Origin of the sequence: Pseudalkalibacillus salsuginis (genome assembly GCF_021646685.1) — a bacterium.
Classification (GTDB): Bacteria; Bacillota; Bacilli; order Bacillales; family Fictibacillaceae; genus Pseudalkalibacillus; species Pseudalkalibacillus salsuginis.
Genome location: NZ_JAKJHW010000006.1, coordinates 168,737 through 184,877 on the forward strand (window position 1 = coordinate 168,737; position 16,141 = coordinate 184,877).

Sequence of the window (16,141 nt, forward strand, 5' to 3'; positions counted from 1 at the left end):
AAGAGCGAATAAAAGCGGCTGACCAATATGGCCAGCCGTTAGCTATTGATGTTTACGATTTTAACAAATCATGATCCACATATCGTTCACCATTGAGCTTACTTAGTACATTCACAGCTACTTTAGCTCCATCTCCAGCAGTGATGATCGTGTGTACGCTTACCCCAGCTACCGTTCCTGCAGCCCAGATTCCTTCAATGTTTGTTTTACCGTCTGCATCCACATCAAGTATCGTTTTTATTCTAGGTTCTTTACCTTCTATGGTCTTAAGACCTACCTTATCAGCCAGATCAACTGCAAGCCCTGTTGCTAAAATGACTTGATCAGCTTTATAATTTCCTTTGTCCGTTTCAATGGTAAAACCTTCATCTGACTTGGAAATATGCTGGACGCTTGTGGGAACGATTTCCGCACCGAATTTACTTGCCTGTTTTTTCCCGGTTTCTACAAGATCAGGGCCAGTAGCTCCCATGATACCATAATGATTCTCAATCCATGCTTTTTTAGTAATACTCTTATCATTATCGAGGACGAGGGTGTTTTTTCCTGATTTCGCAGAAAACAGGGCAGCGCTTGCTCCTGCAGGTCCAGCACCGACGATAGCGATGTCGTACAATACCAACAACTCCTTATTTAAGATGTTTTTGGTTTAAGCTGTGTGATCTCATGGATGTCAAATATATCGTAACATGATGGTCATTTGTGTTAAACGATTCTTTTCCGTATAAAGGTACTGATATAGTCGATGATACTGACGAAGATGATGATGACCAGCAAAATCATCCCGACTTCATCCCAGTTGCGATTACGGGATGAAATGACAAGAAGTGTACCGATACCGCCCGCACCGATGATTCCAAGGACTGTCGAAGCCCGGACATCGATTTCAAAACGGTAGATGGCATAGGATAAAAATTCAGGAATGACCTGTGGCATGATCCCATAGAAGAAAATCTGGATCTTGTTCGCCCCGTTTGCTTCCATAGCTTCTACGACATTCATATCGATCGATTCAACGACCTCAGAGTAAAGCTTTCCAAGCATTCCGACTGAGTGGATGGCGATGGCAAGTACGCCTGCAAATGCACCTGGTCCGATTGCGACGACGAAAATCAATGCGAGCAGGATTTCAGGGAATGTACGGTCTGCATTCAAGATCCATTTCCCCAACGTATTCAGAAATGGATTTCTGTTGATGTTCGAAGCTGCAAAAAAGCCGAACGGTACAGCAAGGATTGCTGCCATGAAAGACCCGGTAAATGCAATGAACAGGGTTTCCATCATATATTCAAACACCCTTGAAGCGAAAGTGAAATCCGGGCTAAACAATTTCGGGATGACACGGTCGAAGTTATCAATTGTCCGTTGACTAAAGATTCTGTCCCACGGTATTTCAATCGTAGCGAATGTCCAAATATAGAGGGCGAGCATACCGATCCCGATGATTATGTTCCTTATGGTTTTGACACCACTTTTTGGTGGTTTAGGAGGTACAATGGTGTTCATTACACGAGACGCCCCCTTAATTTATTGCTGATATAGTCGATGATGACTACGACAATGAATGTAATGACGATGATCGTACTTACATTCTGATAACTTAAAAAGTTAAGCTGTTGCTGAAGGATTAATCCGATTCCACCGGCACCTACGAAACCAAGGACGACTGAAGCCCGGACATTGATTTCAAAAACATAAAGGGTGAAGGATACGAATTGCGGTAATACCTGAGGTACAACAGCGTACCAGATGACCTGGAGTGTATTACCCCCGGATGCCCGGATCGCTTCAAGCGGATTCATGTCAATCGCTTCGATCGTTTCACTGATCAACTTTGCAAGAATACCAAGAGAGAAAATGATAAGTGCAAGGATTCCACCGAAAACACCGATTCCGAATAACCCGACGAATACGACTGCTAATATCAGCTCAGGAATCGTACGCATGATATTCAAAAACATTTTGATGAAGTTATAAAGAAATTTATTTTGTGCGATATTGCTTGCAGCCAGGAGACTGAATGGTATACAAAGGATTCCGGCGATGGTCGTTGCGATCAGTGCCATTTTGATTGTTTCCAGCAGTTTATCGACTACGACTCCAGCATAGCTCCAATTAGGCGGAAACAACTGGACGATCATGTTCCATACGTTTGCAAAGAAAGCAGCATCAAATCGGAGTATGGAGGAATTCGTCATCACAGAGCTGAGGATATAAAGTACAAGCACAACTAGCATGATGATGTTCATTCGGAATTTTGCATCTTTTGAAACGAGACTGGCAGGGACATGATTTGTATTAAGGGGTTTCGACATTCTCTTCGGTGCCCCCTCGAATATCATCTTCCTTGATTGGTCTGCCGTAGATTTCTTCGAATGTCTTTTCATTCACTTTACTAGCAGGCCCATCAAATACAATTTCTCCTGCACGCATACCGATGATCCGATCAGCATATTCCATTGCCATATCAATGAAGTGGAGGTTGACGATTGTAGTGATATTATCCTCACTATTGATCTTCTTCAAGTATTTCATCACTTGGTGGGAAGTAGGAGGATCAAGGCTTGCCACAGGTTCATCAGCCAGTACGACAGATGGTTGTTGTGTCAGTACACGGGCGATGGATACACGTTGTTGTTGTCCACCACTTAATTGATCAGCCCGAGAGTAGATCTTTTCTTCGATATTTACACGCTTCAAGCTTTCGTAGGCAAGAGCCATATCTTTTTTGGAATAAAGATTGAGGATACTTTTAAGGGTACCCGTGTGCCCAAGGCGTCCAGATATGACGTTTTTCATGACGGTAGAGCGTTTGACCAGATTGTAATTTTGGAAGATCATCCCGACTTTCGTACGGAGCTTACGAAGATCTTTTCCTTTATACTTGAGGATATCTTCATCATCGACGAACAGTTGACCTTCAGTAGGAGTGACAAGCCTGTTGATGCTTCGGATGAACGTTGATTTTCCTGCACCGGATAGACCGACGATGACGACGAATTCCCCTTTGTTGATCTTCACGTTGATGTTTTTCAAACCTTGCGTACCATTCGGATAGACAAGTGATAAATCTTTCATTTCAATCATACTAACTCCCCTTATCGTGAATAGAGCCTGATTAGTTTCATAGTTAGCGAGGAAGAATCAGTACTCTTTATGTTTTTAAAGACAGTACGGTTGCTATGTAATGTAGGAAAAAGTGTAAGCCAGGTCTTGGATGTGTTCCTTCCGTGAAAAAAAGGGGAAGACTAGCTTCCCCCGAAGGATTGAGGTTCTATTAATCTATAGAAATGGAATCCTTGAACTTTTCATATGTGTCACGGACAACATCGTACTCACTGTCTTCAGCTTCGATGATTGCATCCCAGCTGTATACTTCGTTCATGATTTTAATCATTTCTTCATCATCATTGAATGATAGGAATGTATCTTTGATTTTCTTTTCCCACTCGTCAGAAAGCTCTTTTGTCACTGAGATCGTATCGTTCGGAATTTCATCTGTATATTCAACGACTTTAAGCTTGTCCATTACATCTGGATAATCTTCTTCTACCGCAGTACGAGCATCATCGAAGGTAGTCGCTACATCAGCATCCCCTTCGTAGACTGAAATGATCGCATTGTCGTGTCCACCAGCTTCAACTGTGTTGCTGAAGAAACCTGATTGAACATCCTCCACACCGAACTTATCCATGATTTGTGCTGCTGGGAACAAGAATCCACTAGTAGATGTCAAGTCTGGAATCGCCCAAGCCTTTCCTTCCATATCTTCAAGAGACTCGATGCCAGAATCGGCCCGTACGACGTATTGTGCTTTGTATGTACCGCTTCCAAAACGCTCTGACTTCAGAATGACTTCAACACCATGTTTTTCATTCGCCAATACATAACCGAAAGCAGGCAAAAATCCGATTTGGACTTGATTGCTTCCCATCGCTTCTACAAGTGCAGAGTAACTGGTCATGACTTTGCCTTCAACTTCTACACCAAGCTCTTCTCCAAGTTTATCGGCAAGAGGTTCAACTGTATCTGCAATTTCATCAGAGTCTTGTGACGGAACGAACCCCATGACTATCTTTTTAACTTCGCCGTCCTTATTCCCGCCGCTAGAATCAGAATCACTGCTTGTTCCGCATGCTGTCGTCCCAATAGCTAAAATTGCAGCGAACAAAAGTGCAACAACCTTTTTCATTCCTATTTCCCCCTAAATATGTTTTAATTAACAACAAGTCAATTATGCTATAATTCTGCAATTTTTTCCATAGATTTTACAAATTTTACCCTATCTCTACATAATATTTTTGCGATAGATTAAGCGAACCATTAAAATGACAACAGTTACAAGTTCGAATATTCTTTTTGTGAGGGATGTAAAATGAAACAATTTTATCCAGACTGTAAGCTGATAATTTTTGACCTAGATGGCACGTTATATGAAGATACTGATCACTTCGATTATTACGCATCACTTTTGAAAGAAAAGGTAGCAATTGATGAACAAGAGTATTTTATCAAGGATTATGAGGATATGAAGAAGGGCGATCACCCTGTAGCGATCGGGAAAGCTTATGATGTTGAAAGGGATGCCATCCTTACATTGGACCCCCTTACGTTAAAAGTGACCCACGCCCAGAAATGGGATGGCACAGAGTGGGATAGCGAAGACGTCAATCATACATATGATCGAGAATTGACTTTTGATTTTGAAAAAATGATCGCTATAGGTGACGGATGGTGGCTTCCATATTCAGCAGCCAGGCATTACGGGGTTTCAATCGAAGAAACCTACCATTGTTATACGAAAACGAAGGAATTTATGGTCACAGATGAATTTCAATTGACGAAGACACCTGGCCTGAAAGAAGGATTGCACAAGCTGAGGGAAGAGGCGGAAATCGTCCTGGTAACGAACAGTGAAAAGGATGATGTGGAACGCCTGCTCAATGAGTTGGAGCTGGACGACCTTTTCCCAGAGATCATCCCATTAGCCCAGAAACCAGTCCAAACAAAGAAAATCTTCCTGGATTTGATGAAAAAATATGGTGTTAAAGCTAATGAGACAGTGTCCATCGGTGATAACCTGATCAATGAGATTGCTCCGGCTTTGCTGCTGGGTTTGAAGACGATCTATATCCAGCCGACCGGTATCAAGCTTGAGCATGCGAACTTGAAGGTTGTAACAAGTTTGGCAGATGTGTTCAATAAGGGTAGATGAAGCTGAATTAGAAAGAATCAAAAGCTCATGCAAATGTCGTTCACTTGAATGTCGAACCAATTTTTGCGGGCTTTTTTTACGCCTTAATGGTGATAATGATTCTCAAATTCATTGACAAACGTTCTCATTTAAAATAGAATTGACAATAGGTTGAATGTACGGACTGATTATTTATGAGAAGGGGAGAAGTATATGTACTCTCTTGAGACCAAAAAGGTTACATTGTCCTATCAAGACACTCCAATCATTGAAAATCTTGACTTTAAAGTGCCGAAAGGGAAAATCACAGTATTGATCGGAAGTAACGGATCTGGAAAATCCACTTTACTTAAAGCACTTGCAAGATTATTGAAACCCAAGTCAGGAAATATCATCATTAATGGGAGAGACATACAACGATCCTCTACTAAAAAAGTCGCAAGACAGCTCGCTATTCTTCCTCAGTCTCCGGTGACACCTGAAGGATTGACGGTTACCCAGCTTGTCAAACAGGGAAGATATCCTTATCAGAACTGGCTTCAACAGTGGACGAAGAAGGATGAAGAAGCGGTTCATGCAGCTCTTGAGGCAACACATCTGATTGAACTTCAGGATCGACCGGTCGACTCATTATCCGGTGGACAACGCCAGCGTGCATGGATTGCGATGTCACTTGCACAAAACACGGAGACGATTTTACTCGATGAACCGACAACGTATCTAGACCTCGCGCATCAAATCGAGGTTCTCGACTTGCTATATGATTTGAACCAGACGGAGAAACGAACGATTGTGATGGTCCTTCATGACTTGAACCTTGCCTGCCGTTATGCCGATCACATCGTAGCCGTCCATAACAAAGGAATTTATGCTGAAGGTGCACCAGAAAAGATTGTAACGACGAAGATGGTGCATGATGTTTTTGGTTTGCAAGCCCAAATATCCTGTGATCCGATGTTCGGATCACCATTATGTATTCCTTGTGGGAAGGGCAGGAAGGTAGCTAATGATCTCCGATACGCTAACGCGTGACCAGCTGCTATTCCTTGAAGAGAACTACCGTCTAGCGACTGAATTTTCCTCTGATGATTCCTCGATTTCATCAGAGGATTTATTGAAACGAACAAAAATGGAACATTACATCGATCGTCTTACGTCAATACTACAATCGCCGAACAGCCTGGTGACTGCCTCACAATTCTCCAAAAGGTACGCATTCTTGTTGACGGCTCCCTTTTTCTCAAGCGTGACCCTCTTTAACCGAATTCTTGATGTAAGACTTGGAAACTGCCGGATCCAGCCAGATTCCGAGTATGGTTTGATGCGTCCGGCACTTTATCTACACCATGCAAATACAAGAGAAACAAGCACAAATCGGGAGCAGGAGCTGTACATCGGACTTGAAACGATCTTCCGCGACCACCTTACTCTTGTTTGGGAGCGACTATCAACACTGACCTCGGTACCGGTACAGATCTTATGGGAGAATACTTCGGTTTATTTCTATTGGCTATATGAGACAAGCTTTCATAGTCATCCCGGGCTGGCTTCAGCAGAACTTGTTTCAGAAGATTATCAGATGATTTTAGAGGCTCCTGCGGAGTGCTTCGGTTTGAAGGAAAACCCTTTGAAAAAATTCAAGCATACAAAGCAGACGTTGTTGAAGAGCGAACCGCCAGTACGTGTGCGTAAAACATGCTGCCTGTATTATGAGGTCAACCCAGAGCGGCTTTTTTGCAAAAACTGTCCAAGGTGTTTGTCCGGGTATACGAAGGACTGAAATCAACTGATTGAAGATGATATTTAGAAAAGGGGCTGTCCCATAAGTGTCTGACTACTCTCTCCGTTTCTAGCAACATTTAGAGAAACTAAATGTTGTGATGGAGATCTCTGACACTTTATTTTGGGACAACCCCTTTTTTAGGATACCGGGATAGAGGGAACGCTTATCTTATGAACTATACCCTTGAAAATAGACAGTTTAATAAAAGTCCTATGCAGCTATGACGTGACCTCAACAGAACTTATTACTCTTCGACGATTACTTTTGCTGTCGCCTCCAAAGTCGTTCCATCTACTCTACCAGTTACCGTAAATTCACCTGGTTGTTCATATTGTGAAGGATCTATCTCATCCCATTCAACAAAAGCAGTTCCTTCTGTTTCATTTTCATAAATGACCGATACCTTCATCGGTAGTTCCGGAGCAGTTCCAGCGTTAGTTGTCACTTCTACAGGACTTACACTGACAATATCTTTTCCTTCATGTAAAGCTTTGACTTGTTTTTCTGTCATCGCTCCATTGTAAATACGGAAATCATCAAGAGATGCATGTATTTGAGCACCATTTCCATATCCAGAAACACCTATTTTTTTCACATGTGAGTTCGTAGTAACAGAGTCGGGTTTACCGCCATACCCCAAATCCTGTTTCACCCCATTTTTATAAATAGCTGCTTCATCCGTCTCAGAGTTAAAGGTAACAACTACATTTGTCCACTCGTTTAACGGTAGAAATTGATTAGGATGTTCTCGAACAAAGAATGATGATGTTCCATCTACCACTACAATGCTCGAATCTCCATTATACGTAATAAAGAAACCATTACCTGCCCAGTTACCTTCAGGCTTGAACCACATTAACATATTTTCACTACTAAATTCCTCGGTACGCTTGATCCAATACGACACAGTGATATTTGATGGAATTAACTTTTCGCTTTGTCCCATATCAACATAATTTCCATTTCCACTAAAGGTAAGTGATCCACCTTTGTAACCGTTCTCTTCCTGAACTAAATTTCCTACAATCGTACCATGATGATTTTTACCAGAGGAATCTGGAATAGTTGTTCCATCCACATTATCAAAGATATATCGAGAAACTAGGTCAGGAAAAGGCTTAACATCTAAAATAACCGTTACGTCAGCTTTTGCCTTCAATTCCGTTCCTTCTATAGTACCTTCGACAATAAATGAACCTTCATCTGCATATTGATCTGGACTAACAGCATCCCAAGTTACTGGTAATTTTATTTCATATCCATCATCATATTTACCTGTTACTGTATCAGGAAGTTTAGGTGCTTCCTCAATAGACGTTGTAACATCTACTTCATCAATTGATACTAAGTCATCTAACGGCAGAGTAGAAATATCCCTAACTTCTTCTTCATTCAGAGCTCTACTGTAGACAACAAAATTATCCAATTCCCCTTTATACGCTTCTCCATACTTGGAACGTCCAATATAATTAGATAAAGTATTGCCAAGGTCAGAAGGATCAAAAGTCATTTCCTCATTTCTTCCCACTTCTTTACCATCTACATAAAGGATACCAGAGTCCCCAGTGAGAGTTATTGCTATATGCTTCCACTGCTCCGTAGGAACTGGGGTTGAAGCATCTATACGTTGGCCATCGCCTTCAGAATTAATTGTGAAACGTAGTGAATTGCCCCCTGCTCGCAGAGAAAGTAACATATTGTTATCGGGGTCATTTCCGAAATCAAAAATACTTTGGGTCTGCATTGTATCACTTGCCTTAATCCAGGTAGCAATCGTAATATCATCTACACCTTTTACTACGCCTTCTGGTAGTTTGACATGGTCATAACCGCCATTTAGTTTTATAGAATTGCCGAATAATCCTCGTTGCCACTCAAACGCACCTTTTGCTACTGCATTCATACCATTATCTGAAGAATCTGACACTGTTTCTCCTTCATTCTCATTGAATTCATAATGAGTTACCATTTCAGGTACTGGTGGTGCAGGATTAACTTTTACTAAAACGGCAGGTGACTCTGAATATTCTCCATCACTTACAGTTAATTTAAATACATATTCTCCTGGTTTATTAACAACCACATTTGTTACTAATTCATTATTGTTGCTGAATTCAACAGTTGCATCAGCTGGACCTCTCAATAATTTCCAAGTTGGTTCTAAAGAATTGTTCGGAAGACCATCATCCGTTATTTTTCCAACTAGTTGGAAAGAATCTGGAAGGGTAACTTCACTAACTTTTTCAATTTTTACATTTGGTGCTTCATTTGCATAAGGTACTTCTTCTACCAATTCAACCTCATACGTTTCTTTTTTACCCACTGGAACTGTAAAAGTTGTTTTACTAGTGAAAGTATTGATTCGATCAGCAACTTCACCATCTACGATGACATCATAACTTCCACTTTTTAAGCCAGAAAGAGATACTTCAGTATTATGTTTTGATCCTTGTGTTACATTCCTAAGTGTGAATTTTAAATAATCCTTGTTTGGAGATATAGTAGCTTCGGAAAATTTATCCCTTTGAAGTTCCATGTTAAATTTCTCAGTTATAAGATTTAGTCGTTGAGATACGCCATCTTTTGGAACCACAACATAGTTTCCTGATTCCTCTGTCACAGTACCACCATAGGCGACTAATCCAAATAATGGGTCATTAGATATATCTACACTTAATAATTTAATAGCTCCCCATAATCCAAGGTCAGCCTCTCCACTCATAGATCTCCATCCGTTTAATAAAGGTCCGCCACCGTGTCCAAGTGCATTGTGGTTTCCTAGTTCGGATTGATATGACCAGGACACAGCGCCAATATTTTCTGGGTTACGATCAATCTGACCAGAGTTAATATGACTTACATTCGCAATTTTACCTGCCCAATTCAGTCGTTGTGCAATTTCAGGTTGTTCAGAATGATTTCGAGTCCAGTCATCCATTGTATAACCAGCCAATGAAGCAGTATACTGACCGTTCCACCAGTTCTCACCAGTAATCGTTACAGGAATGGAGTAATAATACCAAGCAGGCATCCATCCACGAGCAAAGCGGGTTTTTTGATTAATTTGCTCCATAATGCTTGTATCACCGAACATCTTAGCTAGCATGTAAACTGCTTCTTCACCAGTATTATCATAATTATATTCTGAACCGTAAGGATATTTCTGATCACTGAGATATTCAAATTTTCTTGCCATTTTTCCTTTTATATCGCTTGCTTCATTATAGAAGCCTTCATCTTCAAGAGCTTGGATAATCTCTGGAGTCGTTAACTCCCCCATAACACCTGTATTCCAGTTATAGGCAACTGGTCCTTCATACATCGTTTTGAATATATTGTACGCCCTCAATAAATATGTCTCTGGTTCCTCTATATAATCCACAAGGTCTGGATATAAGGAAGAGACCTTATACATACTGAAATACGTATTATAAATATGTGGGTAGGCATAGCCGCGATATTCAGGCGTCGTATTAGGCTCAGGCATTAAAAAGTCATGTATTAAGTAATCCTCCTGATGTTCTTTCATCAATGTGTTCCAAATAGCGACATCAAGATACTGATCAACTGCAATAATCTCTTCTTTGACTGGCGTTTGTACGTTCTTTTCAGCTAGGAATTGTCCTTTTGTATATCCCCAGTCATCACCCCATCCCCAGTAACCGTTGAACGTTCCTTTTTTGGATTGAGTATGCATCATCCAGTCGTCAAACACTTTATCATAGACTTCACCAGGAGCATCATGTTGGGTTTTCTCAACCATAAAGGTAGAATGTCTTTGTAAAGCATCAGCAATCGGTTCGATTACATAAAATTGCAAGACAACTTTTTCACCATTTCCATAGTTTACGGTAATATCATTTGGTCCCAGTTTATTGAAAGAAGCTTTGTAAATATGATAATCGCCAGCTTTTTCTGTTATAAATTCCAACGTGGTTTCGTCAGGAAACTCACTTGTAACAGAAGTTATCTCTTTAGAAGTTCTCAGAGCAAACTGCGCTTCTGCATCGGTTGGGACAGTCATGCTTGGAATAACGGTTACATCTATTAGCCCGTGATGGTATAGCTTATCCTTTAGATCTTGTTCACCGGATACCCGAACAAATTTAAATCCATATGTTTTACTTTCTTCAGGTTCTAAGAATAAGCTTGTATTCCCAAGATAGCCTTTATTTGTCTTTTTAATATGATTGGAATGAATGTAGTAAACATTTAGTCCTTTTATCCAGCGGCTATCATTGTTTGCCCAAAGATTTTCAGGACCATTTTGGTGATCTTGGTATTTCCAACGGTCTTGGTATTCGAAACCTGCACCAGTTGCACTGTCTGGGATTAACATTAGAGAATCACCACTACCATTTGGTCGACCTATAGATAGAAATGAACTGTTGTTTCCAATAAATGATTTTGTCAATACTCTCTCTTCATACGTGCGTGTTAATCCTTGCGCAGTAACCCACTGCTCATAGAATGGCAATGGTAATCCCAAATCTCCAATTTCAATTCTTCTATCACTTGTATTGGTAATTTCAATTGTCCAATGTACATAATCCTCTAATAATTCAAATTTCTCTACTACCTTAAATCCTCGTATTCCCTTTTTATTAGAAGATTCACCATCATATGTTACAGTGATAACGTTATCATTTTGTTCAATTATCCTAATATCTTCTGACAAGCTAGTCCATGCTTCCTGCCAGGATTCACTCTCACCAAAACGATACGCAAACATGACTTGTCCAGCCCAAAGATCTAGCTCAGATGGATTGAGAAACTTCGAATTATCACTATTCATAAAGTATTCTGTATCATATGAATCATTTGGTAATTTTAATGAAAAAATTTCTCCGTGGTCGCCAATTTCTACACGGTAATTATTATTCTGGAGTGTCAAATTACTTTCTGCAATTACATATGGCAGGTTGTCCAAAAATGGTAGAAATGCAAATAAAAATGCGATGAAACACACTAATAATCTACTACTTTTTGATTTAAATGAACGTGATCTACTAGCATATCTTCTTGATTTCATTTGGATACATTCCCCCTATAATTATATTTACTTGACTTCACAGAAAGGAGTTGCAAAAACCAAAGGAACTCTTTTTTGAATTTCAATTTCCGAAAAACATGATGATATCCCATTTTGAGCCGATAAAATAAAACGAAGAATATGTACTTTATCTATATGATTAATTAATAAGTCCATATATTTTTGTCAAATAATTTTTTAGTTAGACGAAATCATATAAGTGACAGGAAAATAATAAGTCACTTTAATAACAATGTTTTCCAAACGAAATACTTATACGTACAAATACAACACTTTTAAATTATAGATGTAATGTTTTCGTTTATCAATATATTTTTTGGATTTTTCTGAAAATTACCTTTCTACAGTAAATTTCATAGTTTCTAACAACTTAACGACAGTATTGCCCCTTAGTCATCGCTCGCTTTTTCAAAAAAGTGTAAAGTGGAAATTGGAACGGACATTCGTGAGTAAACGGGATCAGCAAGGGAGCTCAATGATTCTTTTTGAATTAGGTACACTTGTATATAATTCGGAAACTAAAGACTTTAAAATAATACAACCTTTCGTTATTCCTTTTAACATATTGACAAGTTTATGGTTGGTTTGTACTCTGGTAAACGTTTTTCTCGTTTTACACGAATTACAAGTCAAACTCGCTCTTTAAGAGTTCTAAACTGGGACAACATCTATTACACTAATAAGGGACAGACTTAGGGAGGGTGGAGGAATGAAAAAGACAATCTGGATTGCTGCAGGTTTCATCTTGTATGCCACACTCATATCGTGGTATTTATTCATAGGGGCAGATACGTCCATTCCGGTTCAATATCAAGGAACGGAAGCAGATCCATCTGTGTTCATGAGTGAGCGTCAACTGGAATTAAGCCATGATTTTTCGCGTATCAAACAATGGCTCTATTTCCTTTCAGTACCGTTTGAGTGGATGATCTATCTTGTTGTGCTAGGTATCGGATTATCCAAATGGTTCCGTAATCGGGCCATGGAAATAACAAGATTCTCAGTCATTCATAATGCGGTTTATGTGGTGCTTCTATCGTTGATTGCTTTTATCTTAAGCTTTCCAATCGACTATTACAGTTACACCGTTTCACTGGATTATAATATTTCCGTACAGCCGTTTACCAGTTGGATGAAGGATAACATCATTTCTTTCTGGATCAATACACTTTTCTTGTTCGTGATCGTGCAGGTGCTTTACTGGCTTATGAAAAAGTCTGAAAGGCGTTGGTGGTTTTATGGCTGGCTGTTGTCGATCCCGTTCACATTGTTCATCTACTTTATCCAACCGATTTGGATCGACCCATTATATAATGATTTCTACCGTTTGGAAGACAAGATGCTTGAGGAGAAGATCCTTGCACTGGCTGATAAGGCAGACATTCCTGCGGACCGGGTCTATGAAGTGAACATGTCTGAAAAAACGAATGCATTGAATGCTTATGTCAACGGAATCGGGTCCAACTTGAGGATCGTCCTCTGGGATACAACGCTTAAAAATCTAAGCGATAAAGAAGTGCTTTTCGTCATGGCTCATGAGATGGGTCATTTCGTAAAACATCACCTCGTTTGGAATCTGGTCGGATCGATTGTTGCAAGCTTCTTGGGATTATGGATCGGGGCAAAGTTATACGCAGCTATGATCAAAAGATGGGGAGAACGATGGGGTGTTAAAAAGCCGACAGATATTGCAGCGCTACCAGCACTATTGCTTATCTTTTCGTTGTTATCATTTGCCGCTAGCCCTGTTGAAAATGCGATATCAAGACAAGCCGAGCGCTCAGCAGATCAATATGCGATCGAGATGACCCAAGATCCGGAAGCAGCAGTAGGCTCATTTCAACAGTTAGCTGTGTCCGGTCTGAGTGAAGTCCACCCGCCATTCCTCGTTAAGCTTTTCTTATACGGACATCCGACAATGCTTGAGCGGATTACCTACCTTGATCAATGGGAACGGACGGATCCGATCAATAGTGAAGCTGAAAAAGAAAAAGAGTGAAGACTGTCCATATCCTGTCATGTTTTTAATGAAATGAAGAAGGGAATACACTCCATAACAACTTGAATTGACAAATTGCGATTGAGTCAAAATGTTGAGAGGAGTGATCCCATGGACCGTCATGATGATCTGGATGTACGTGAAAGGAAAGTAGAGAAGAAAAAGGATTCCAGTATGGTAGCGTCAACCTTCATCAAATACGCTGCATACCTTATCATCTTTTTCGGAATCTTGTACTTTCTCATTAATTATATTTTACCGATGTTTTAAAGAAACAAAGGTAAAGGCACACCTGTACGGGTGCCTTTTTTGTCTTTGTATTTATCGGTGCGGTTTCAAGATATTTCGGTGCAAATCCGGATTCTATCGAAGCAAATTTGAAATTTATCGGAGCGAATCCGGATTTTATCAGTGCAAATCCAATTTATTACGGTGATTCTCACTCTAGCAGCTAATCAATACGCTTTTGCCCAGTACACCATGTTCTTTGCTTCTTTCTCACAACAGATGCAGGTATCTGATAATTTTTCCTGCTCGAATGGGATGCAGCGGGATGTTGCCCCGGTTTCCTCTTTGATTTTCTCCTCACAGGATGTATCGCCACACCACATCGCCTTGATAAATCCAGGTTTTTCCGTGAGTACGGATTTGAACTCATCGAATGTCACTGCAATTGATGTTTTATGAGACCGCAGTTCCTTGGCTTTTTCAAACAGGTTCCTTTGAATATCTGCAAGCAGGTCTTCAATCGTGACATCCAGATCCTTCAGAGGAACGAACTGCTTTTCCCCGGTATCCCGCCGCACTAGTACGACCTGCTCTTTTTCAATATCCTTTGGTCCGACTTCCAGGCGGATTGGTATGCCTTTCATCTCATATTCATTGAACTTCCAACCCGGTTTTTTATCACTGGCATCAATATCTACACGGGCAGCCCTGGAAAGGTGCTTTTTCAATTCATAAGCGAAATCAAGCACGCCTTCTTTATGCTGGGCGATCGGCACAACCATCACTTGGATTGGTGCTACTTTTGGCGGAACCACAAGCCCGCGGTCATCACCATGGACCATGATCATTGCCCCGATCACACGTGTTGTAAGTCCCCAGGATGTTTGATGGACATGCTGAAGTACACCGTTTTGATCGGAGTATTGGATGCCGAATGCCTTCGCAAACCCATCTCCAAGGTAATGCGATGTACCTGATTGGAGTGCCTTGCCGTCATGCATGAGGCTTTCGATCGTGTAAGTGAATTCAGCACCAGCGAACTTTTCTTTCTCCGTCTTTTTCCCTTTTAAAACAGGGATGGCCAAGATGTCTTCACATAGCTCTGCGTACACATCCAGCATTCTAGTCGTTTCCTCCTGCGCATCCTCAGCCGTTGCATGACACGTATGACCTTCTTGCCATAAAAACTCCAAAGTACGCAAGAAAGGCCGTGTCGTTTTCTCCCAACGGACGACATTCGCCCACTGGTTATAAAGCTTCGGCAGGTCACGATAGGAATGGATGATGTTTTTGTAATGCTCACAAAATAGAATCTCAGAGGTCGGTCTGACACAAAGGCGTTCAGTCAATTCCTCCTCTCCACCATGGGTGACCCATGCCACTTCAGGGGCAAATCCTTCGATATGATCCTTCTCTTTATTAAGGAGACTTTCAGGAATGAACAATGGCATATATATGTTTTCATGTCCTGTTTCTTTAATCATACGGTCAAGCTCTGATTTGATATTTTCCCATAACGCATACCCATAGGGACGAATGATCATGGACCCCCGTACACTCGAATAGTCGATCAGGTCAGCTTTCTTGACGACATCTGTATACCACTGTGCAAAGTCCTCTTCCATTGCGGTAACATCTTGGACAAATCCTTTACCCATTTTGATCACCTCTTGTTTTTTTCCATAATAAAAAGCCCTGACCCCAGAAGGGACCAAGACTTGGCGGTACCACCCTATTTCATACAGCAATCATTCGTGCCATATACACTCGATATTGATAACGGATAGCGATCCGCTGTATCTTAGTCGATTTCGATACAGAACTCAAAGGCAGGTTCAAACGCCGGTCAATGGAAACCTTTCAGCATATGGTTTCCTCTCTAGA

The 16,141-nt window shown here is 40.7% G+C and carries 12 protein-coding genes and 1 other annotated feature (1 of these 13 only partly in view); of the genes, 5 read left to right on the forward strand and 7 right to left on the reverse strand.

Annotated features, from left to right (window positions below):
- Positions 1–52: 52 nt before the first annotated feature.
- The 5 genes from L1611_RS15520 to L1611_RS15540 all read right to left on the reverse strand — a co-directional run bounded on the left by L1611_RS15520 (position 53) and on the right by L1611_RS15540 (position 4,192).
- Positions 53–616 carry an FAD-dependent oxidoreductase gene (locus L1611_RS15520; protein ID WP_236314624.1) on the reverse strand — a complete coding sequence of 188 codons (564 nt, stop codon included), beginning with the start codon at positions 614–616 and terminating at the stop codon, positions 53–55.
- An 89-nt stretch (positions 617–705) separates the two neighbouring features.
- A complete protein-coding gene (phnE, locus tag L1611_RS15525; protein ID WP_236314625.1) occupies positions 706–1,506 on the reverse strand; it encodes a phosphonate ABC transporter, permease protein PhnE in 801 nt (266 codons plus the stop codon).
- Positions 1,506–2,315, reverse strand: coding sequence for a phosphonate ABC transporter, permease protein PhnE (gene phnE / locus L1611_RS15530; protein WP_236314626.1), 810 nt, complete (start codon positions 2,313–2,315; stop codon positions 1,506–1,508). The genes phnE (L1611_RS15525) and phnE (L1611_RS15530) overlap by 1 nt, the downstream gene beginning before the upstream one ends.
- On the reverse strand, positions 2,299–3,087 hold the full coding sequence (gene phnC, locus L1611_RS15535; RefSeq protein WP_236314627.1) for a phosphonate ABC transporter ATP-binding protein: 789 nt from the start codon (positions 3,085–3,087) through the stop codon (positions 2,299–2,301). Before phnC ends, phnE (L1611_RS15530) begins: the two co-directional genes overlap by 17 nt.
- 190 nt (positions 3,088–3,277) lie before the next feature.
- Positions 3,278–4,192 (reverse strand): phosphate/phosphite/phosphonate ABC transporter substrate-binding protein, encoded by a 915-nt coding sequence (locus L1611_RS15540; protein ID WP_236314628.1) that lies wholly within the window; start codon positions 4,190–4,192, stop codon positions 3,278–3,280.
- A gap of 183 nt (positions 4,193–4,375) precedes the next feature.
- Here L1611_RS15540 and L1611_RS15545 point away from each other — a divergent pair, with 183 nt between their 5' ends.
- The 3 genes from L1611_RS15545 (at position 4,376) to L1611_RS15555 (ending at position 6,974) form a co-directional block, all read left to right on the forward strand.
- Positions 4,376–5,215: an HAD family hydrolase gene (locus L1611_RS15545; RefSeq protein WP_236314629.1), complete on the forward strand. Its 840-nt coding sequence runs from the start codon at positions 4,376–4,378 to the stop codon at positions 5,213–5,215.
- Positions 5,216–5,407: 192 nt separating this feature from the next.
- Positions 5,408–6,226 carry an ABC transporter ATP-binding protein gene (locus L1611_RS15550; RefSeq protein ID WP_236314630.1) on the forward strand — a complete coding sequence of 273 codons (819 nt, stop codon included), beginning with the start codon at positions 5,408–5,410 and terminating at the stop codon, positions 6,224–6,226.
- A complete protein-coding gene (locus L1611_RS15555) occupies positions 6,201–6,974 on the forward strand; it encodes an IucA/IucC family C-terminal-domain containing protein (RefSeq protein ID WP_236314631.1) in 774 nt (257 codons plus the stop codon). Before L1611_RS15550 ends, L1611_RS15555 begins: the two co-directional genes overlap by 26 nt.
- Before the next feature lie 247 nt (positions 6,975–7,221).
- Here L1611_RS15555 and L1611_RS15560 read toward each other — a convergent pair whose 3' ends face one another.
- On the reverse strand, positions 7,222–12,009 hold the full coding sequence (locus tag L1611_RS15560) for a DUF5695 domain-containing protein (protein WP_236314632.1): 4,788 nt from the start codon (positions 12,007–12,009) through the stop codon (positions 7,222–7,224).
- A 730-nt stretch (positions 12,010–12,739) separates the two neighbouring features.
- Between L1611_RS15560 and L1611_RS15565 the strand changes: the two genes are divergently transcribed.
- Positions 12,740–14,029 (forward strand): M48 family metallopeptidase, encoded by a 1,290-nt coding sequence (locus L1611_RS15565; RefSeq protein ID WP_236314633.1) that lies wholly within the window; start codon positions 12,740–12,742, stop codon positions 14,027–14,029.
- A 111-nt stretch (positions 14,030–14,140) separates the two neighbouring features.
- Positions 14,141–14,299: a hypothetical protein gene (locus L1611_RS15570; protein WP_221568186.1), complete on the forward strand. Its 159-nt coding sequence runs from the start codon at positions 14,141–14,143 to the stop codon at positions 14,297–14,299.
- A gap of 185 nt (positions 14,300–14,484) precedes the next feature.
- Here L1611_RS15570 and proS read toward each other — a convergent pair whose 3' ends face one another.
- Positions 14,485–15,915, reverse strand: a complete 1,431-nt coding sequence (gene proS / locus L1611_RS15575) for a proline--tRNA ligase (RefSeq protein ID WP_236314634.1) — start codon at positions 15,913–15,915, stop codon at positions 14,485–14,487.
- A gap of 45 nt (positions 15,916–15,960) precedes the next feature.
- Positions 15,961–16,141, reverse strand: a binding site (T-box leader); it runs 42 nt beyond the window's last position.

Bases quoted from the DNA above. Each gene is read 5' to 3' on its own strand.
- phnE (WP_236314625.1), bottom strand. From the start codon at position 1,506: ATGAACACCATTGTACCTCCTAAACCACCAAAAAGTGGTGTCAAAACC.
- phnE (WP_236314626.1), bottom strand. From the start codon at position 2,315: ATGTCGAAACCCCTTAATACAAATCATGTCCCTGCCAGTCTCGTTTCA.
- phnC (WP_236314627.1), bottom strand. From the start codon at position 3,087: ATGATTGAAATGAAAGATTTATCACTTGTCTATCCGAATGGTACGCAA.
- L1611_RS15540 (WP_236314628.1), bottom strand. From the start codon at position 4,192: ATGAAAAAGGTTGTTGCACTTTTGTTCGCTGCAATTTTAGCTATTGGG.
- L1611_RS15545 (WP_236314629.1), top strand. From the start codon at position 4,376: ATGAAACAATTTTATCCAGACTGTAAGCTGATAATTTTTGACCTAGAT.
- L1611_RS15550 (WP_236314630.1), top strand. From the start codon at position 5,408: ATGTACTCTCTTGAGACCAAAAAGGTTACATTGTCCTATCAAGACACT.
- L1611_RS15555 (WP_236314631.1), top strand. From the start codon at position 6,201: ATGATCTCCGATACGCTAACGCGTGACCAGCTGCTATTCCTTGAAGAG.
- L1611_RS15560 (WP_236314632.1), bottom strand. From the start codon at position 12,009: ATGAAATCAAGAAGATATGCTAGTAGATCACGTTCATTTAAATCAAAA.
- L1611_RS15565 (WP_236314633.1), top strand. From the start codon at position 12,740: ATGAAAAAGACAATCTGGATTGCTGCAGGTTTCATCTTGTATGCCACA.
- L1611_RS15570 (WP_221568186.1), top strand. From the start codon at position 14,141: ATGGACCGTCATGATGATCTGGATGTACGTGAAAGGAAAGTAGAGAAG.
- proS (WP_236314634.1), bottom strand. From the start codon at position 15,915: ATGGGTAAAGGATTTGTCCAAGATGTTACCGCAATGGAAGAGGACTTT.